Source organism: Stenotrophomonas sp. (assembly GCF_032103445.1).
Taxonomy (GTDB): domain Bacteria; phylum Pseudomonadota; class Gammaproteobacteria; order Xanthomonadales; family Xanthomonadaceae; genus Stenotrophomonas.
In genome coordinates, this window is sequence record NZ_DAMDFR010000011.1 from 24,491 (window position 1) to 43,834 (window position 19,344).

Genomic DNA, 19,344 nt, shown 5'->3' on the forward strand with positions numbered 1-19,344 from the left:
GCAGGGCGTGGCTCTACGGGGGTTGGGTCAGGCGGCCTGGGTGGATTCCAGGAAGTCCTGGGCGAAGCGCTGGAGGACGCCGCCGGCTTCGTAAATGGCCACTTCCTCGTCGCTGTCCAGGCGGCAGGTGACCGGGACCACCACGTCCTGGCCGTCACGGCGGTGGATGATCAGGCTGAGGTCGGCACGCGGGGTGCGTGCGCCGACCACGTCGAAGGTCTCGGAGCCGTCAATGCCCAGGGTCAGACGGGTGGTGCCCGGCTTGAACTCGAGAGGGAGTACGCCCATGCCGATCAGATTGGTACGGTGGATGCGCTCGAAGCCCTCGGCCACGATCGCCTCCACGCCGGCAAGACGAACCCCCTTGGCCGCCCAGTCACGCGAACTGCCTTGGCCGTAGTCCGCACCGGCAATGATGATCAGCGGCTGCTTGCGCTCCATGTAGGTTTCAATCGCCTCCCACATGCGCATGACCTTGCCTTCCGGCTCGACCCGAGCCAGCGAACCCTGCTTCACGCTGCCATCCTCGTTGCGCACCATCTCGTTGAACAGCTTGGGATTGGCGAAGGTGGCGCGCTGCGCAGTGAGGTGGTCGCCACGGTGGGTGGCGTAGGAATTGAAGTCCTCTTCGGGCAGGCCCATCTTCGCCAGATACTCACCCGCCGCACTGGAGGCCAGGATCGCATTGGACGGCGACAGGTGGTCGGTGGTGATGTTGTCGGGCAGTACCGCCAGCGCACGCATGCCGGCCAGCGTGCGCTCCCCGGCCAGCGCGCCTTCCCAGTAAGGCGGACGGCGGATGTAGGTGCTCTGCGGGCGCCAGTCGTACAACGGGCTGACGGTCGGCCCGGCGTGTTCAACGCGAATATTGAACATCGGGTTGTAGACGCTGCGGAACTGCTCCGGCTTCACCGCGGCCTTCACCACCGCGTCAATTTCGGCATCACTCGGCCAGATGTCTTTCAGACGCACTTCATTGCCCTGCGCATCGAGGCCCAGCACATCTTTCTCGATATCGAAGCGCACAGTACCGGCGATGGCGTAGGCGATCACCAGCGGCGGCGACGCCAAGAACGCCTGCTTGGCATACGGATGGATGCGACCGTCGAAATTCCGATTGCCCGACAGCACGGCGGTGGCATACAGGTCGCGGTCGATGATTTCCTGCTGGATTGCCGGGTCGAGCGCGCCACTCATGCCGTTGCAGGTGGTGCAGGCGAACGCGACGATGCCAAAGCCCAGCTTTTCCAGGTCCGGCAGCAGGCCGGCTTCTTCCAGGTACAGCTGCACCGCCTTCGAGCCCGGGGCCAGCGAGGATTTCACCCACGGCTTGCGCAGCAGGCCACGTTCATTGGCCTTGCGTGCCAGCAGTCCGGCAGCGATCACGTTGCGCGGATTGGAGGTATTGGTGCAACTGGTGATGGCGGCGATGATCACTGCACCATCGGGCATCAGGCCCTGGGCCTGTTCGGCCTTGCCCGCTTCGAGCTTGGCGGCATCGGCGATGCCGCGTTCGACCAGTGCCGACACCGGCAGGCGACGGTGCGGATTGCTCGGGCCGGCCATGTTGCGGACCACGCTGGACAGGTCGAAACGCAGCACGCGCGGATACTGTGCGGTCACCAGGTCATCGGCCCACAGCCCGGTGGTGCGGGCGTAGATCTCGACCAGCGCGACTTGGGCTTCCTCGCGCCCGGTCAGGCGCAGGTAGTCGGTGGTCTGGCTGTCGATGTAGAACATCGCCGCGGTCGCACCATACTCCGGGCACATGTTGGAAATGGTGGCGCGGTCACCGATGGTCAGCGCGGCGGCACCTTCGCCGAAGAACTCCAGCCACGCACCGACCACGCGTTCGGCGCGCAGGAATTCGGTCAGCGCCAGCACCACGTCGGTGGCGGTGATGCCCGGCTGCGGTCTGCCGCTGAGTTCCACGCCGACGATGTCGGGAAGGCGCATCCACGAGGCGCGCCCCAGCATCACGTTCTCTGCCTCCAGCCCGCCGACACCGATGGCGATCACGCCCAGTGCATCCACGTGCGGGGTGTGGCTGTCGGTGCCGACGCAGGTATCGGGGAAGGCCACGCCGTCCTGCACGTAGATCACCGGCGACATCTTCTCCAGATTGATCTGGTGCATGATGCCGTTGCCGGGCGGAATCACATCCACGTTCTGGAACGCCAGCTTGGTCCAGTCGATGAAGTGGAAGCGGTCTTCGTTGCGGCGGTCCTCGATGGCGCGGTTCTTCTCGAATGCCTGCGGGTCATAGCCGCCGCACTCCACCGCCAGCGAGTGGTCGACGATCAGCTGCACCGGCACGACCGGATTGACCTTGGCGGGATCGCCACCGCCGTCGGCAATGGCGTCGCGCAGGCCGGCGAGGTCGACCAGCGCGGTCTGGCCCAGGATATCGTGGCAGACCACGCGCGCCGGGAACCAGGGGAAGTCCAGATCCTGGCGACGCTCGATCAGCTGGGTCAGCGACGCAGTGAGGGTGGCCGGATCGCAGCGGCGCACCAGGTTTTCGGCCAGCACACGCGAGACATACGGCAGCGTGGCATAGGCTCCCGGCGCAATCGCATCGACCGCGGCACGGGCATCGAAATAGTCCAGCGAGGTGCCGGGGAGAGTTTTGCGGTGTTGCGTGTTCATTGCGGTCATGGCTGGCGTGTAGCAGTTTGGCGGGCCGAGGGGGTTGCCGGCCAGGGGCCGGCACTACCGGAAGCGCCGGCTCCGGGGAGCCGGCGGCGGCATCATGCGCGCTCGGACAGCGGCACGAAGACCTGGTCTTCCGGGCCGGTGTAGTTGGCGCTGGGGCGGATGATCTTGCCGTCGATGCGCTGTTCGATGACGTGCGCGCTCCAGCCGGAGGTGCGGGCGATGACGAACAGCGGGGTGAACATCGCGGTGGGCACGCCCATCATGTGGTAGCTGACCGCGCTGAACCAGTCCAGGTTCGGGAACATTTTCTTGATGTCCCACATTACCGACTCCAGGCGCTCGGCGATGTCGTACATCTTCAAGTTGCCCTGCTCCGCCGACAGCTCACGGGCGACGTCCTTGATCACCTTGTTGCGCGGGTCGCTGACGGTGTACACCGGGTGGCCGAAACCGATCACCACTTCCTTGCGTTCCACGCGGGCCTTGATGTCAGCCTCGGCCTCGTCGGGATTGTCGTAGCGCTTCTGCACTTCAAACGCCACTTCATTGGCACCGCCATGCTTGGGGCCACGCAGCGCGCCGATGCCACCGGCAATGCAGCTGTACATGTCGCTGCCGGTACCGGCGATGACGCGACAGGTGAAGGTGGAGGCGTTGAACTCATGTTCGGCGTACAGGATCAGCGAGGTGTGCATGGCGCGCACCCAGGAGTCCTGCGGCTTCTCGCCGTGCAGCAGGTGCAGGAAGTGGCCGCCGATGGAGTCGTCATCGGTTTCCACGTCAATGGCGCGGCCGTTGTGGCTCCAGTGGTACCAGTAGAGCAGCATCGAGCCCAGGCAGGCCATCAGCTTGTCAGCGATATCACGCGCGCCGGGATGGTTGTGGTCGTCCTTTTCCGGCGACACGCAGCCCAGCACGGACACGCCGGTGCGCATGACGTCCATGGGGTGTGCCGACGGCGGCAGTTCTTCCAATGCCGCCTTGACCGCCGCCGGAATGCCGCGCAGCGACTTCAGCTTGGCCTTGTAGGCGGTCAGTTCGGCGCGGGTCGGCAGCTTGCCGTGCACCAGCAGGTGGGCGATTTCCTCGAACTCGCTGGTGTTGGCCAGGTCCAGGATGTCGTAGCCACGGTAGTGCAGGTCGTTGCCGCTGCGACCCACGGTGCACAGCGCCGTGTTGCCGGCGGCGGTGCCGGACAGGGCGACGGACTTCTTCGGCTTGAAGCCGGGCGCGGTGGTTGCTTCGCTCATGATCCCTCCAGAAAACGGTAGTACGGAATTACTTCTTGGCGGCGAACAGCGCGTCGAGCTGCTGCTCGAAGGCGTGGTAGCCGATACGGTCGTAGAGTTCCTCGCGCGTCTGCATGGTATCCACCACGTTCTTCTGGTGGCCATCGCGACGGATGGTCGCATACACATTCTCCGCCGCCTTGTTGGCGGCGCGGAACGCGGACAGCGGGAACAACTGGATGGCCACGCCGGCCGAGGCCAGCTCGTCGCGGCTGAACAGCGGGGTTTTGCCGAACTCGGTGATATTGGCCAGCACCGGCACCTTCACCGCGTCGACGAAGCGACGGTAGGTGTCCAGATCATAGGCGGCCTCGGCGAAGATGCCGTCAGCACCCGCCTCGACGCAGGCAATGGCGCGCTCGATGGCGGCGTCCACCCCGTCCACCTGGATGGCGTCGGTACGGGCGATCAGGAAGAAGTCCGGGTCGGTCTTCGCATCGGCGGCCGCCTTCACGCGGTCGACCATTTCGCCCTGCGAGACAATTTCCTTGCCGGGGCGGTGACCGCAACGCTTGGCCCCCACCTGGTCCTCGATGTGACAGGCCGCGGCACCGGCCTTGATCAGCGACTTGACCGTGCGGGCGATGTTGAACGCGCTGGGCCCGAACCCGGTATCGATGTCGACCATCAGCGGCAGGTCGCACACATCGGTAATGCGGCGCACGTCGATCAGGACATCTTCCAGAGTGTTGATGCCCAGGTCGGGCAGGCCCAAGGAGCCGGCCGCGACGCCGCCGCCGGACAGGTAGATGGCACGGTAGCCGGCCCGCTGTGCCAGCAGCGCGTGGTTGGCGTTGATCGCACCGATCACCTGCAGCGGCGACTCGGCGGCCAGGGCGGCGCGGAAGCGCGCGCCGGCGGAGGAAACAGAAGAGGTCATTCGGCCATCCATCGTGGGTAACTACCGGGCAGGCGCAAGGGACATGCCAACATGCAAATCATTGATTTTCTTGAACACGACTGTTTCAGACGGTGTTTCATGATGAAACATTGAAACACCTGTAACATGGAGCCACTGAAACATGCCGGACCGCCATGTCGCTGCCCCTGCCCCGCCACCGCCTGCCCGAACCGGAACCTGGTCATCTGCCGGTGATCTGGACGGTCAGCGTGTCCCGCCTGACCGGCTTGCTGGGCGATGTGATCCCCGAGTTCGACCGGCGCGCGCGGATCGTACCGATCAACCTCGGGTTTGAAGAGGCCGTGGATGTGATCGGCCAGCGGCTGCGTCGCGAGCACTGCGACGTGGTGATTGCCGGCGGCTCGAATGCGGCCTACCTGCGCAGCCGGCTGGAGGTGCCGCTGGTGCCGATCCAGGCCAATGGTTTCGACCTGATGGAGGCACTGGCACGCGCACGACGGATTGCCCCACGGATCGGACTGGTCACGCATGCCACCGACGTACCGACCTTCGGCAGCTTCCAGCACAGCTTCGGGCTGGATATCGAACACCGCCGCTTCGTCACCCGCGAAGATGCGCGCGACTGCATCGCCGATCTGCGTGCCAACGGGATCGAGGTGATCGTCGGCACCGGCATGGCGATTGACCACGCCGAGCAGATGGGTCTGCCCGGCGTGCTGCTGTATTCCGCCGACTCAGTGCGCCAGGCGTTTGAACATGCGCTGGAACTGACCCAGACCCTGGCCCGCTCCGGTGCCGCCCCGGTCCGCCGTCGGGTGGCCGCGCGACACCGCGACCGTGACCCGGTTCTGCTGGGCCACAGCCCGGCCATGCAGCAGGTGCGTGAACGCATTGCACTGTATGCACCCCACGACAGTACGGTGCTGGTCAGCGGGGCCACCGGCACCGGCAAAGAGCTGGTCGCACGGCAACTGCATGCCGCCAGCGGGCGACGCGGCCGCTTCGTGGCGATCAACTGCGGGGCGATCAGCGAGTCGCTGCTGGAAGCGGAGCTGTTCGGCTACACCGAAGGTGCCTTTACCGGTGCGCGACGCGGTGGCCGGGTAGGCCTGGTGGAGGCCGCCGATGGCGGCACGCTGTTCCTGGACGAGATCGGCGAACTGCCCCTGCCGTTGCAGACCCGCCTGCTGCGCGTGCTTGAGGAACGCGAGGTGCTGCGGGTCGGCGCCACCGAGCCGGTGACGGTGAACGTACGCGTTGTCGCCGCCACACTGCAAACGCTGGAGTCACTGGTGGAGGCCGGTCGGTTCCGGCGTGATCTTTACTACCGGCTGGCCGCCCTGCGTATCGCCCTGCCCCGCCTGCAGGAACATGACCAGGACGTACCGGAACTGCTGGAACATTTCTTCCAGCAACTTGGACAACGCGCCAGTCCACTGGACGCCACCGCCCTGCAACGCCTGCGCGATTACGCCTGGCCAGGCAATGTGCGCGAACTGCGCAACCTGGTGGACCGGCTGCGCGTGCATTGGCCCGCCAGCGCCGGATTGCTTGGACCGGCGCAGTTGCTGGAATGGGCACCGGAAATAGACCTCGCAGCACGCATTGATGCAGCTGATGGAGCGTCCAGCGCGAAGCCGACGCTGACGGTGTCACAGCGGCCGGACCCTGACAGAGTGGCCCAGGTGCTGGCGGACTGTGACGGCAATCGGGAAGTTGCTGCTGCACGCCTGGGCGTGTCGCGCACCACGCTGTGGCGCTGGCTGCGGCACAGCCGCTGACCGCGCCCGGTTGGCGCAATTCGCCCTGCCAAGAACAACCCCACGTGCATTTTCGGCTTTTTCCGACGTGCGCATGGGGACAACCCTGTCGCATCAGGGCATCTATGCGCACAGCATCCCGTTCATCCACCGGCACCGTTGCACCTGCCACGCAGCGCGCTGAAGCACATCCCGACACGCAGTGACGCGACCAGCGCGCCCCTGGCAGGAAACGTGTTCAGCACTCCAAACCCCGCGTGAACTCTGCCGCTGCCGTGCAATGCCCATGGGTCGCTGACGAAGGTAGGTTCGATCTCGGACAGATTGCAGACCTTGCTGCTTCCGTCACCGTCGTGCGCGCCCCCGCTCGCATTCCATTGCCATGCTTCGTGAGATCACCCGTGCAGTACCAGATCGCTTTCGCCACCTCTGCTCCTTCAGACACACCTGCCGATGCAGTCAATGACGACGTCGTGCCGCCATCCGGGAATGCGCCGATGCCAGAGTTGGGCACGCTGTTCCCCGTACAGCTGCCTGACCGACCCGCTGCCAACACCGAACCGATGCGCCGTTAGGCCCTGTCGCCTGCCCGTTGCCACGAGGTAATTCATGCTTTTTACTTCCATCGGTACCGCTCCGACGGCTACCTTTTCCAACGCACGTCCCCTTTCCGCCAAGCGGAAGCCCAGCGAAGCCAGGACGCTTCCACTGCTTCAACTGCATAACAACGCTGCACCCGTGGTTTCTCCGCCCCCTTCACCGCGTGCACAGCATGTCCGCATGGGCTACTTCGCCGATTCAGGGCCCGCCAATACCGCAGAGGCGACGCCGGCACAGGAGGCACTGACCGAACAGATCCGTGCAGTGCTGTGCACGCTGGCCGAAGGCCAGACACCATCACCGCGCGAGGCCATCAAGGGCTTCCAGTTCGATCCGGACGACACCCATGAAGCGTCCATGGAACGCCAGGTCAAGCACCTGATCCAGGCGCTTGCACCCGATCGAGAATGCTCCGCGCACCAGAAGCTGCTCAAGCGCGCGGCGCGTGATCTGGCCCGCGCGGCGGATGGCGATCGGCTGATGAAATCCAAAGTCGAAAAGCACACGCGACAGCAGGCGAAGAATCACTATCCCGGTGCCCACCGCGAAGCCTCGCGTGGGATCAGCCTCGGCGCGGGCGTGGGTCTGCCCGGTATCGGCGAGGCAAACCTCACCGGTAGCGCCCTGCGCGGAAAAAGCACCTCCACCTACGATGATCTGGCCGTCGCCCATTTCAACACCACCACCGTGACTGGCCGTGCCGCGATCGAGGCGGGGCTGCCCGCGGACGTCGGCGCGGGTGCGCACGCGTCGGCACACGTCACCCGGGGCACCGGCAATGTAGACGACAAGATGCAGGACCGTGTGCTGGCGCTGGCGCGGGCCTCCGTGGAACGCCGGTTGGCCGGGCCGCGCCTGCTGCGCATCGCGAAACGTGTGGTGGGCCCCCGCCGTGACCGCTATGCCGAGCGCATCAGCACGGCACTGGCGTGGCAAACCCGGTTGCCCATGCTGCTGGGGCACAGCACCCCGCTTCGGACGCCGCGCTTTCACCCTGCCCCGCCGGTACCGATTGCCGCCACCCTGCATGCGGTGGGCGGCGAACTGGGGGCACACGCCGGCGTCGCCGTGCTGGATGCAGGGGTCTCCGCCGCCGCGACACGCACCGAAGTCCTGATCAGCCTGCCGCTGCGCCTGACCGACACGTCGGCCGAAGCCAGCGCCCTGCGCCAGGACATCATGGTGCAGCGGCGTCTGGACGAGCGGCTAACCCAACTGCTGGGCCGCAAGCCACGGACGCGCTCGCGCTCGCTGCATCAGGTGCAGTGCATCCGCAGTTCGCCCGCAGACACGGGGGTAATCGGCCTTCGCCTGGACGCGGTGGAGCACCTGCGCGCAGAGTTCGATCACTTTGAAGCCCTGGCCCGGCATGCACTCCAAGCCCCCTGTCTGGCGGCCGCACCGCTGACGTCGCTCAGCCGTGACTGGGGCGGCGACGGACAACACCGCGAGCCGGTGATGGTGCACATGCTCGACACCCTGGCGTGGCTGCAGGCCGCACCGCGTCCCGCACCGGGCGACCCCGCGCAGGCCGCCTGGGACGCTCTGCAGGAACGCGTGCAGCAGTTGGCCGACCGCATCCACGCAAGCCGGATTCCGCACGACCGGCAGCAGGTGCACCAGGCCACGCACGCATTCCGCCCGATGACCCAACGGATTGCCAGCCGGCAAGGCACCGTGGCGCTGACCTCCTCGCTGGGCATACCGGGCCTGGATGCTGGCGCGCGCGCGACGGTGGCGCGCCTCGAGCGCGACGACCCCGATCCGTTGCGCGCCGGCACCTACATCGACATCACCCTGACCGGCGAGCTGACGCCGGCCCTGGGCGAATTGCTGGCGCAGGTCCAGCGCAGCCTGCCGGGCAGCGAAGACCGCTTGCCGACCGAACAGATCGAGCGCGTGCTGACCCATCTTTCGCCGTCATTCCCGAGCACCCTCAATGCGCGTTGCGTGGTCCGCCTGTTCCGGCCGCGATTCCAGCGCGAGCCCGGCTTCCCGACCTGGGCCAAAGGCCTGCATCTGCAGACGGTGCGCCTGTCCGCCGGCAGCAGCCAGGGCCTGAATCTGGTCGCGCCGGTGCCGGTTGCGCCGGGGGTGTCGGTCAGCCCCGGCGTCCATTACCAGCACGTGGAACAGGTGCCGCAGATGGAATGGCTGCTTGACGGAACGCTTACCGGCCCGCTGCTGCGCTACATCTCGCTGCGCACCCCTGACACGGATGAAACGGCGACCTGGGCGACGATGCTGGAACGGCACGGGCCAGACGTAGATCGCCTGGGCCGGGCGCTGTCGATTCCGGGATCGGTGCCCGCCAGCGAAGCGCGCTACTGGTTGAACCGGGACATCGGGCACGACGGTCCGACCAAGGCGCAGCGCGAGGCACTGGCCCTGCTGACCGGGCTGCAGCGCAACCCGGACCCGCAGATGCGACGCGCACAGGTGCATCGTCTGTTCGCCGCGCTGGCCGAGGCCACCCAGCGCGCGAAGCGCGCCTCGCCGTTCATCGGCCCGGCGGCCCTGCCGCCTTCGCCACTGCGTTGAGCGGCGCAGGCCGGCCTCAGGGATACAGCTGGCGCTTGCTCCACTGGCCCTCGGCATCGACCTCGTAGCACCAGCGTTCGTGCAGGCGGAACTGCGCGCCGTACCAGAACTCGATCCGTTCCGGTACGACGCGCAGCCCGCTCCAGCCCTCCGGTCGCGGCACATCGCGACCGGCGAAGCTGGCCTCGGCGCTGGCCACACGCGCGTCGAACTCCTCGCGTGAACCCAGCGTATGCGACTGCAACGAAGCCCAGGCCCCGATCTGGCTCATGCGCGGACGCGAGGCGAAGTAGGCATCGGCTTCAGCGGCGTCCACTTCTTCAACCCGGCCTTCAATGCGGACCTGGATGCCGGCTTCGCGCAGGCTGCGCCACAGGAACAGCAGCGCGGCATGCGGATTGACCTTCAATTCCCGCCCCTTGTGGCTGTCCAGGTGGGTGTAGAACACGAAACCGCGCGCATCGAATGCTTTCAGCAGCACCGTACGCGCCGACGGCCGCCCCTGCGCATCGGCCGTGGCAACGGTCATCGCATTGGGTTCGAATTCTGCGCTGGCTTTGGCCTCGTCAAACAATGCGGCGAAGGTGTTCAGCGCTTCGGTGTAGAAATCAGTCATGAGGGTTTGGATTCTTCACACGGTGGGTTTATTGTCATCGCATGCGTACCGCGCCGTACATGCCCCGCGACAAAGGATTTCCGGCCGAGCTGGTGGCACAGGCGCTGGATGACGCCCTGGCCGTGCCCAGCCCGGTACCAGTATTGGCCATCAGCGGCCTGCAGGGCAGCGGCAAATCGACGCTGGCGGCGCAGGTGGTGGCCTTGGCGCAGGCCCGCGGACTGCGCGCGGCGACCCTGTCGATCGACGACTTCTACCTGACCCGTGCGCAGCGCCAGCGACTGGCCCGGCAAGTCCATCCGCTGCTGCTGACACGCGGGCCACCCGGCACCCATGACCTGCCCCTGGCGCACGCCACGCTGGACGCGATTGCGGCACAGCGGCCGGTGGCCCTGCCACGCTTTGACAAACTGGCCGACGAGCGCGTGGCGCAGTCGCTGTGGCCGCAGCTGGACGGAGCGCTGGACCTGCTGGTGTTTGAAGGCTGGTTTCTGGGCACCCCGGCGCAGGATCCTGCCGACCTGATTGCGCCGCTGAACGCGCTGGAACGCGAGGCCGATGCGGACGGACGTTGGCGACAGTGGTGCAACCAGTCGCTGGCCGACCACTACCCGGCCTTGTGGCAGCGCTGTGATCGGCTGTGGTTCCTGCAACCACCGGATTTTTCGGTGGTGCCACGCTGGCGCTGGCAGCAGGAACAGCACCTGCAGGCCGCGCAGCCGGAACGCAGCAGCATGAGCCGCCCGCAACTGGAGCGCTTTGTGCAGTACTACGAGCGGGTCAGCCGGCAGGCATTGCGCAGCCTGCCGGCACGCGCCGACCGCGTGGTCGTGCTGGACGACCAGCGCCAGGTGGTTGCATCGGCAACCACTGCCCACTGAGAGGTGCGCGGGGCGGAGGTGGTAGCATCCACGGTGATGAATCCTGCTCCGAACCTGATCCTGATTGGCCCCATGGGCGCCGGCAAAACCTGCATCGGACGCCGCTTGGCCGAACGCTTCACCCTGGACTTCGTTGACGCGGACCAGGCGATCGTGGACGCCGCCGGAGCCAGCATCGCCACCATTTTCGAACTCTCCGGTGAGGCCGGTTTCCGCCAGCATGAGCGGCAGATGCTGCAGGGGCTGCTGGCCGGGCACGGCCAGCTGATCTCCACCGGCGGCGGCGCGGTGCTGGATGCGGACAACCGCCAGGCCATCGCCACGCGCGGCTTCGTGGTGTACCTGCGGGTCAGCGTGGCGGCGCAGCTGGAGCGGCTTGCACGCGACCGCACCCGGCCGCTGCTGCAGCGCCCCGACCGCGAACAGGTGCTGCTGGACATGGCGGCCGTGCGTGATCCGCTGTACCAGTCGCTGGCCGACCTTACCCTCGACACCGATCTTTACACCCCCGCCGACGCCACCGCGCAGCTGGTGCTGCGTCTGGCCTCGCAATGGCAACGTCTGGACATCCCCCATGAGTAGTTCTTCCCCGGCCGCCCCGCGCACCGTTGCAGTCAGCGGCGACACGCCTTACACGATCCACATCGGCCCCGGCCTGCTGAGCCAGGGCGAACTGCTCGCCGCCCACGTGCGTGGCCGCCATGTGCTGCTGCTGAGTGACAGTGAAGTGGCCCCGCGTTACCTGGCCGGCGTGCGTGAAGCACTGCTGGCGCAGCGCCCGGACCTGCTGGTTGGCGAGCTGGTGCTGCCGGCGGGCGAGGCCTCCAAGACCCTGGCCAACTTCGGGGCGGCCATTACCGCACTGGCGGCGCTGGGGGCGACCCGCGATGCCTGCGTGATGGCGCTGGGCGGGGGCGTGCCCGGCGACCTGGCCGGCTTTGCTGCCGCCTGCTGGATGCGCGGCGTGGACTGCGTGCAGCTGCCAACCTCGCTGCTGGCGATGGTCGACTCCTCGGTCGGTGGCAAGACCGCCGTCGACATTCCGGAAGGCAAGAACCTGGTGGGTGCCTTCCACCCGCCACGCGCGGTGATCGCCGACACCGCCGCGCTGCGCACCTTGCCGCCGCGCGAGCTGCGTGCCGGGTTGGCTGAAGTGATCAAATACGGCGCGATCCGCGATCCGCTGTTCTTCCAGTGGCTGCAGGCCGAACGCGCCGCGCTGCTGGCCGGCGATGACACCGCGTTGGCCCAGGCCATTGCCCGCAGCTGCGAACACAAGGCCGACATTGTCGCCCGCGATCCACTGGAACGCGGCGAACGCGCCCTGTTGAACCTGGGCCACACCTTTGGTCATGCCATCGAAACCGAACAAGGCTATGGGGCCCCGGGCAACGACAACCTGAACCACGGCGAGGCCGTGGCGGTGGGCATGGTGCTGGCGGCGCGGCTGTCGGCACGACTGGGCATGAGTGACCCGGCCGATACCCAGGCGCTGCAGGACCTGCTGGAAGCCTATGGCCTGCCGGTGCGCATTCCGGCCGGACTCGATCCGCAGGCGCTGCTGTCGCGCATGCGCCTGGACAAGAAGAACGTGGCCGGACGCCTGCGCCTGGTGCTGTGGCGCGGGATCGGTCGCGCCGAAGTGGTGGCAGATGTGGACGAAGCGCTGGTGCTGGCCGAGCTGCAGTGACGGCGGCCTCCACGCCCTGACGTTACAATTGCGCCCATGCATGTCTACCTGCAGCAACATCTGGGCGGCTCCGAGCCGGTCCGCTTCGTGCGGCTGACCCTGCAACCGGATCTGTTCGGTTGCTGGGAGCTGCTGCGTGAAAGCGGCAGCCCGGGGCGTCGGTCGCAGCTGCGGATCACCCAGTTCGACGCGGCCGACGAAGCGCGCAACGCCTTCGAGCGTGAGCGCGACGCGCTGCTGACACGCCAGTTCCAGATTCTCCCGCACTCTTCGCTGCCCTGAAACCCGCAGCGCCCCATCCCAAGGAAGCACCACGTGACCAGCCACACCCGCCACGATCGACTGCTGCGCGCCCTGCGTCGCGAACCGGTGGATTGCACCCCCGTCTGGCTGATGCGCCAGGCAGGCCGCTACCTGCCCGAGTACCGCGCCACCCGCGCCAAGGCGGGCAGTTTCCTGGCCATGGCCAAGAACCCGGAGATCGCCTGCGAGGTCACCCTGCAGCCGCTGCGCCGCTTCGATCTGGACGCCGCCATTCTGTTCTCGGACATTCTCACCGTGCCCGATGCGATGGGCCTGGAGCTGTACTTCGTCGAAGGCGAAGGCCCCAAGTTCCGGAACCCGGTGCGCGACGCCGCGGCCATTGCCCGTCTGGCGGTGCCGGACATGGAAACCGAACTGCGCTACGTGATGGACGCGGTACGGGTGATCCGCCGCGAACTTGACGGTCGCGTGCCGTTGATCGGCTTCTCAGGCAGCCCCTGGACCCTGGCGTGCTACATGGTGGAAGGCGGCGGCAGCAAGGATTTCGCCCGCATCAAGGCGATGGCGCTGAACGAACCGGCCGCGCTGCACCAGCTGCTGTCGGTGGTGACCGACGCGGTAGTGGCCTACCTGGCCGCACAGCGCGCGGCCGGTGCCCAGGTGCTGCAGGTGTTCGACACCTGGGGCGGCGTGCTCAGCCCGTCGATGTACCGGGAGTTCTCGCTGCGTTATCTGACCCGCATCGCGCAGGAACTGGATCGCGGCCAGGGCGAGACGCGCACCCCGCTGATCCTGTTCGGCAAGGGCACCGGGCTGCACCTGGGTGCGCTGGCTGACACCGGTGCCGACGCGCTGGGCGTGGACTGGACGCTGGACCTGTCCGACGCGGTCGCCCGCACCGGCGGTCGCGTGGCGCTGCAGGGCAACCTGGACCCGGCCACTTTGTATGGCAATCCCGAAGCGATCGAACGCGCGGCAGGCCAGGTACTGGACAGCTACGCACAGGGCAATGGCGGTTCGCGCGAAGGCCACGTGTTCAATCTGGGCCATGGGATGTCACCGGACATGAATCCCAATCATGTGCAGGTGCTGGTGGAGGCCGTGCACCGTTTGAGCCAGCGCTGAGGAACCTGCAATGACGACCGCCAGCTATGCCTCGATCCGCCCTCTGCTGTGGCTGGTATCGCTGGCGATCTTCATGCAGATGCTGGACTCGACCATCGTCAACACGGCCTTGCCGGCGATGGCGCGCAGCCTGGGCGAAAGCCCGCTGCAGATGCAGTCGGTGGTGTTCAGCTATGCCCTGGCGGTGGCGACCTTCATTCCGGCATCGGGGTGGATCGCCGACCGCTTCGGAACGCGCCGCACGTTTCTGGTGGCGATCATTCTGTTCACACTCGGTTCGCTGGCCTGCGCGCTGGCGCAGACGCTCCATCAGCTGGTGGCCGCGCGCGTGCTGCAGGGACTGGGCGGTGCCATGCTGCTGCCGGTGGGCCGCCTGGCGGTAATGCGGTCAGTGTCGCGTGAGCAGTTCCTGCGCGCGATGAGTTTCATCGCCATTCCCGCATTGATCGGCCCGCTGATCGGCCCGACGCTGGGTGGCTGGCTGGTCGAAGTGGCCTCGTGGCACTGGGTATTCCTGATCAACCTGCCGATCGGCGTGATCGGCTATGTGTGGGCGATGAAGGTGATGCCGGACCACTACGCCGAGCATCGCACCCGCTTCGACCTGGCGGGCTATCTGATGCTGGCGTTCGGGATGGTGGTGCTGTCGCTGGCGCTGGACGGTATTTCCGGGATGGGCACCCCACACGCCCTGGTGATGCTGATGACCGTGGCCGGCCTGGCTGCGCTGGTGGGTTACTGGCTGCATGCGGCCAACTCCACCGCGCCGTTGTTCTCGCTGGCGTTGTTCCATGTCCCCAGCTACCGCATCGGCATTCTGGGCAATCTGTTCTCGCGGATTGGCAGCAGCGCGATGCCGCTGCTGATTCCGCTGCTGCTGCAGGTTGGCCTGGGCATGAGCCCGATGAACGCGGGCCTGTTGATGATTCCGGTGGCCGCCGCCGGCATGCTGTCCAAGCGTTACGCGGTAAAGCTGGTGGAGCGCTTCGGCTACCGGCGTGTGTTGATGGTCAACACGGTGCTGGTAGGGCTGGCGATGGCCAGCTTCATCTTCATGCTGCCCGGCCAGCCGATGTGGCTGCGCATCGTGCAGCTGGCGCTGTTTGGTGCGGTGAACTCGCTGCAGTTCACGGTCATGAACACGGTCACGCTGCGCGACCTGGATCGTGACTTCGCCAGCTCCGGCAACAGCCTGCTGTCGATGGTGATGATGCTGGCCACCGGTTTCGGAGCCGCCGCCGCTGGCAGCCTGCTGGCCGCGTTCGATCACCTCGATGCCCTGCGCGGTGCCACTGCGGCACTGCACGCCACCTTTGTCTGCGTCGGCGCGATCACCCTGACCTCCACCGTGATCTTCTGGCAGCTCCCCGATACCCGCCCCTCGCCGCGCGATGTGGAAGAAGTCGCGGAGTAGCCGCAGGCTACTCCGCGACGGTAGCAGCGGGCCGCTGGCCCGCTGACATCTGCGCTGCTACCGGGCCCCCTCCAACAGCACCCGTGCGATCGCCGCCTCCAGCAGATCGGCGGTAATCGGCTTGCGCAGGAACCCACTGAATCCGGCCTCACGCACCTGGTCTTCAATGCCGGGATCGGTGCGCGCAGTGACCGCCAGCAAGGGTATCTGGTAGCCCTGGTTGCGCAGGTGGCCGGCCAGTTCCATGCCGCCCAGGCCCGGCAGATCCAGGTCAAGCAGGGCCACGTCGAACGGCGCTGCACTCACCTCGCGTAGTGCGGCCAGTGCGTGCAGCGCGTGTTCGACATGATGTCCGCGCGCGCCCAGCAGACCGGTGATCACGCTGGCCACGGTTTCGTCGTCCTCCACCAGCAGAATCCGCAGCGGCGGCAGCGGCTGTCCCTGCACTACCCCGCCTGCACCCGCTACGTCGGCCGCCGTAGCGGACTGCAACGGCAACGGCACGGTCACGGTGAAGCGCGTGCCTACGCCCAGCTGGCTGTCCACGCTGATCTGCCCCTGCATCGCCAGCGCGAGCTCGCGACAGATTGCCAGTCCCAGCCCACTGCCGCCGTACTGGGCTGCAGTGCGTGCGCCGTCGGCCTGCTCGAAGCGGCGGAACAACCGTTCCTGCTGGTCACTGCTGATGCCCGGCCCGGTATCAGACACTTCCAGGCGCAGTCCGCGCTCGGGTGCCAGCGCGCGCACCGTCAGCCGTACCTCGCCCTGGCGGGTGAACTTCACCGCATTGCCCAGCAGGTTGAGCAGTATCTGGCGCAGGCGCAGGGCATCGCCGACGGTGCAGATGCCTTCCGGCAGTGAATTGTCGACGATGAACCGCAACTGCTTCTGTTCGGCCAGCGCCGCCATCAGCGTGCACACATCGGTGATCAGGGGCTGCAGCGGGAACGGCTGCTGCTGCAGTTGCAGGCGCCCGGACTCGATGCGGGCCAGGTCCAGCGCATCGTTGACCAGGTGCAGCAGATGCTCCCCGGCATGCCGGATCGATTCGGTGTAACTGCGCTGCTTCGGATCAAGCGGCGAGGACAGCAGCAGTTCGCTCATGCCCAGCACCCCGGTCATCGGGGTGCGTACTTCGTGTCCCAGATTGGCCAGGAAGCGGGTCTTGGCCGCCGATGCCTGTTCGGCCAGTTCCTGTTTGTGCAGGGCCAGCTGATAGGCGTGCCGGCGCTGCAGGCGACGCCGGTACAGCCACGCAAACAAGCTGAGCAGCAGCAGGGCCAGCGAGGTCAACACCAATAGACCAGAAAGGCTGCGCCACCAGGGCGGCTGCACGCGGAAATCCAGCGCCTGCACGCGCGACCAGACCATATCCGCCGAGCGCGCCTGGACCTCCAGCCGATAGCGACCAGGTGGCAACCGGGAAAACACGCGCTCGCCGCCCGGGCCGACTTCCACCCAGTCCGGGTCATAGCCAGCCAGACGGTAGCGATAGCTGTTGGAGGACGAATCGGCGAACGACAACAGGCGCGCCACGATGCGCAGGTCACGGTCGGCGTCGGCAATCTCCAGCGGGGCCAGATGGGTCAGGTCAAGCACGCGTTCACCACGACGCACTTCCACCCGCTCGATCACCAGCGGTGCCCGCCGCGACGCAGGACGGACCTGGTCGGGATCGAACAGCACCACGCCGGCCGGCGTGCCGCCCACAATATGCCCACTGGCGGTGCGCACCAGGGTGTTGGGACGGAACTCCTGGCTGGGCAGACCATCGTGCACGCCGTACTGACGTACGCTGGCGTGGACGGTGTCGACACGGATCAGGCCGCGCGCACTGGCCGCCCACACCACCCCCTGCGCATCCACGGCCAACCCGGTGGCCGCAAGTTCGGGATAGCCATCCGCCGCCCCGACCAGGGCCAGCCGCTGCAGTTGTGTACCGCTCCAGCGGTAGCGGCTGAGCCGCCCTTCCTCGGACACCCATACCGAGTCGTCGTCGGCCAGCGCCATCGCATGCACACCACGCTCGGGTCCACCCGGCATCGGCTCGAAGCGCTCGCGGGCCGCCACCCATTGCATCATCCCCTCGCTGGTCGACAGCCATAGATGGTCCTGCGGCCCGCACAACATTCCGTGCACCGTCTGCGCGCTGCCCAATCCGGCCTGACCCGAGGTCATCTGCCGGGTGACCCGCCCGTCCAGGGTCCGCTGCTGCACGATGCCCGCCGCGAACGTCCACAGGTGTGCGGCATCGCAGATCGCCATGGACTCGATCACCCCCGCGACCACGGGATGGTCCGCGTCATCGATGCCCCAGCGACGCAGGGAGCGGTCGCGCGGGTCATAGCGCACCAGCGCATCGCTGGACCCGATCCATACCCGCCCGTTGGGGTCTTCCACCACGGAAGTGAGCCAGTTGATGCCATCCACCCAGGTGCGGTGCTGTTCCACGCGACCGGTGGCCGGGTCGAATTTATCCAGCGCACCATGGGTGCCCACCGTCCAGACGCCCCCATCCGCCGAAGCGGCCAGACCCAGTACGTAGCCGTTGCGCAATGACGCGGGATCATCCTCCAGCCGCGACAACACCGAGAACTGCCACCAGCGTGGCAGCAGGTGCCACAGGCCGCCATTGGTACTGGCCAGCCAGATGCCGCCTTCGCGGTCCTCGTACGCGCCAGCCCAGTTCGGCCGCACCTGGCCGCGCGCGAGCGCGCTGTACAGCGGCACCTGCTGGAACTGGTTGTGATAGGCACGGCCGAGCCCCGACCGCGTGTCCAGCCAGTACCCGCCTTGTTCATCGCGGAGCATCATGCCCAGCACCTGGTCGCCTTCGCTGACCTTCCAGGGGGCCGGCTCGAAGCGCCCGTCGGGACGCCGCACGATCACCCCGCGGTTGGTGCTGATCCACAGGCTGCCATCGAGCTCAGGGGTCAGGCCATTGATGATCTCCTGCGGCAGAATGCCCTCTTCCACCCGTTCGAAGTCCTTGCCGGTCCAGCGCGCGAGGCCGGCCTTGGTGCCGACCCACAGGCTGCCATCCGTCGTGGTCGCCATCTGCACCACCGACGACGACGGCAGACTGCGCGCATTGCCCGGTTCGGGCATGTAGCGGGTCATCGCGCCGCTGGCCGTCAGCCGGTACAGCCCCCCCAGGTAGGTCCCGAACCACACGGCACCGTCCGGGGTGGACGTGATCGACCAGATCGTGTTGCTGCCCATCATCGGGTAGGTGCTGCGATCATAGAAGCGCAACTCGCGACGATCCGGCGACATCATGGCCAGGCCCGCGTTTTCGGTTCCGATCCACAACTGGTTGCGCGCGTCCACGTGCACGCTCCACACGTGGTTGTCGCGCAGGCCATCCTCGGCGCGCCAGATCCGGTAATTGCGCCCGTCAAAGCGGGCCAGACCGTCGTTGGTGGCCAGCCACAGGTAGCCGTACCCGTCTTCGGCCATGCGATTGACCGTATTGGAAGGCAGCCCATCGAACACCGTCAGCTGCCGCGGGGTCGGCGGCACAGGCTGGGCCCTCGCCCCCATCGGCAGGAACGCCACCATCGCCAACAGAAGCAGCCAACGCAAGGGCACCACCAATGGATCTCCTGAAGCCAACCGGGAATGCCGCCGCCCCTGTCGCAGGC

13 protein-coding genes are annotated in these 19,344 nt (G+C 67.0%); 8 read left to right on the plus strand and 5 right to left on the minus strand.

Translation table 11 applies throughout. The features are described 5' to 3' along the window. Window positions 1–27 precede the first annotated feature (27 nt). From acnD to prpB, 3 genes are all read right to left on the minus strand, one after another. Window positions 28–2,649: a Fe/S-dependent 2-methylisocitrate dehydratase AcnD gene (gene acnD / locus RT551_RS06245; RefSeq protein ID WP_313456561.1), complete on the minus strand. Its 2,622-nt coding sequence runs from the start codon at window positions 2,647–2,649 to the stop codon at window positions 28–30. Window positions 2,650–2,750: 101 nt separating this feature from the next. Further along, on the minus strand, window positions 2,751–3,908 hold the full coding sequence (prpC, locus tag RT551_RS06250; RefSeq protein WP_313456564.1) for a 2-methylcitrate synthase: 1,158 nt from the start codon (window positions 3,906–3,908) through the stop codon (window positions 2,751–2,753). 28 nt (window positions 3,909–3,936) lie between these two features. Beyond that, on the minus strand, window positions 3,937–4,827 hold the full coding sequence (gene prpB, locus RT551_RS06255; protein WP_313456566.1) for a methylisocitrate lyase: 891 nt from the start codon (window positions 4,825–4,827) through the stop codon (window positions 3,937–3,939). A 155-nt stretch (window positions 4,828–4,982) separates the two neighbouring features. Here prpB and prpR point away from each other — a divergent pair, with 155 nt between their 5' ends. Continuing rightward, window positions 4,983–6,590 carry a propionate catabolism operon regulatory protein PrpR gene (gene prpR, locus RT551_RS06260; RefSeq protein WP_313456569.1) on the plus strand — a complete coding sequence of 536 codons (1,608 nt, stop codon included), beginning with the start codon at window positions 4,983–4,985 and terminating at the stop codon, window positions 6,588–6,590. A 759-nt stretch (window positions 6,591–7,349) separates the two neighbouring features. Continuing rightward, the gene (locus tag RT551_RS06265) at window positions 7,350–9,710 is read left to right on the plus strand and encodes a hypothetical protein (protein ID WP_313456572.1); all 2,361 of its coding nucleotides are present in this window, start codon (window positions 7,350–7,352) and stop codon (window positions 9,708–9,710) included. Window positions 9,711–9,726: 16 nt separating this feature from the next. On the opposite strand, the gene pdxH is transcribed toward RT551_RS06265, so the two are convergent. Next, window positions 9,727–10,326, minus strand: coding sequence for a pyridoxamine 5'-phosphate oxidase (gene pdxH, locus RT551_RS06270; RefSeq protein WP_313456574.1), 600 nt, complete (start codon window positions 10,324–10,326; stop codon window positions 9,727–9,729). A 41-nt stretch (window positions 10,327–10,367) separates the two neighbouring features. Here pdxH and RT551_RS06275 point away from each other — a divergent pair, with 41 nt between their 5' ends. From RT551_RS06275 to mdtD, 6 genes are read left to right on the plus strand one after another with little or no spacing between them, the layout of a single operon-like run. After that, window positions 10,368–11,207, plus strand: coding sequence for a kinase (locus tag RT551_RS06275; RefSeq protein WP_313456577.1), 840 nt, complete (start codon window positions 10,368–10,370; stop codon window positions 11,205–11,207). Window positions 11,208–11,243: 36 nt separating this feature from the next. Then, the gene (locus tag RT551_RS06280) at window positions 11,244–11,789 is read left to right on the plus strand and encodes a shikimate kinase (RefSeq protein ID WP_313456579.1); all 546 of its coding nucleotides are present in this window, start codon (window positions 11,244–11,246) and stop codon (window positions 11,787–11,789) included. Further along, window positions 11,782–12,897 carry a 3-dehydroquinate synthase gene (aroB, locus tag RT551_RS06285; RefSeq protein ID WP_313456581.1) on the plus strand — a complete coding sequence of 372 codons (1,116 nt, stop codon included), beginning with the start codon at window positions 11,782–11,784 and terminating at the stop codon, window positions 12,895–12,897. Before RT551_RS06280 ends, aroB begins: the two co-directional genes overlap by 8 nt. Before the next feature lie 36 nt (window positions 12,898–12,933). Beyond that, the gene (locus RT551_RS06290) at window positions 12,934–13,179 is read left to right on the plus strand and encodes a WGR domain-containing protein (RefSeq protein WP_313456583.1); all 246 of its coding nucleotides are present in this window, start codon (window positions 12,934–12,936) and stop codon (window positions 13,177–13,179) included. Between the two features lie 33 nt (window positions 13,180–13,212). After that, on the plus strand, window positions 13,213–14,286 hold the full coding sequence (hemE, locus tag RT551_RS06295) for a uroporphyrinogen decarboxylase (protein WP_313456585.1): 1,074 nt from the start codon (window positions 13,213–13,215) through the stop codon (window positions 14,284–14,286). 10 nt (window positions 14,287–14,296) lie between these two features. Then, complete coding sequence (mdtD, locus tag RT551_RS06300; RefSeq protein ID WP_313456586.1) at window positions 14,297–15,700, plus strand: multidrug transporter subunit MdtD; 1,404 nt, start codon at window positions 14,297–14,299, stop codon at window positions 15,698–15,700. 57 nt (window positions 15,701–15,757) lie between these two features. On the opposite strand, the gene RT551_RS06305 is transcribed toward mdtD, so the two are convergent. Then, window positions 15,758–19,261, minus strand: a complete 3,504-nt coding sequence (locus RT551_RS06305; protein ID WP_313456671.1) for an ATP-binding protein — start codon at window positions 19,259–19,261, stop codon at window positions 15,758–15,760. Between the last annotated feature and the right edge of the window lie 83 nt (window positions 19,262–19,344).

What these genes read in the sequence shown, in the direction of transcription:
- prpB (WP_313456566.1), bottom strand. Translation starts at nt 4,827, where the DNA reads ATGACCTCTTCTGTTTCCTCCGCCGGCGCGCGCTTCCGCGCCGCCCTG.
- RT551_RS06275 (WP_313456577.1), top strand. Translation starts at nt 10,368, where the DNA reads ATGCGTACCGCGCCGTACATGCCCCGCGACAAAGGATTTCCGGCCGAG.
- RT551_RS06305 (WP_313456671.1), bottom strand. Translation starts at nt 19,261, where the DNA reads ATGGTGGCGTTCCTGCCGATGGGGGCGAGGGCCCAGCCTGTGCCGCCG.
- RT551_RS06290 (WP_313456583.1), top strand. Translation starts at nt 12,934, where the DNA reads ATGCATGTCTACCTGCAGCAACATCTGGGCGGCTCCGAGCCGGTCCGC.
- pdxH (WP_313456574.1), bottom strand. Translation starts at nt 10,326, where the DNA reads ATGACTGATTTCTACACCGAAGCGCTGAACACCTTCGCCGCATTGTTT.
- RT551_RS06265 (WP_313456572.1), top strand. Translation starts at nt 7,350, where the DNA reads ATGGGCTACTTCGCCGATTCAGGGCCCGCCAATACCGCAGAGGCGACG.
- aroB (WP_313456581.1), top strand. Translation starts at nt 11,782, where the DNA reads ATGAGTAGTTCTTCCCCGGCCGCCCCGCGCACCGTTGCAGTCAGCGGC.
- prpR (WP_313456569.1), top strand. Translation starts at nt 4,983, where the DNA reads ATGTCGCTGCCCCTGCCCCGCCACCGCCTGCCCGAACCGGAACCTGGT.
- mdtD (WP_313456586.1), top strand. Translation starts at nt 14,297, where the DNA reads ATGACGACCGCCAGCTATGCCTCGATCCGCCCTCTGCTGTGGCTGGTA.
- acnD (WP_313456561.1), bottom strand. Translation starts at nt 2,649, where the DNA reads ATGAACACGCAACACCGCAAAACTCTCCCCGGCACCTCGCTGGACTAT.
- prpC (WP_313456564.1), bottom strand. Translation starts at nt 3,908, where the DNA reads ATGAGCGAAGCAACCACCGCGCCCGGCTTCAAGCCGAAGAAGTCCGTC.
- RT551_RS06280 (WP_313456579.1), top strand. Translation starts at nt 11,244, where the DNA reads ATGAATCCTGCTCCGAACCTGATCCTGATTGGCCCCATGGGCGCCGGC.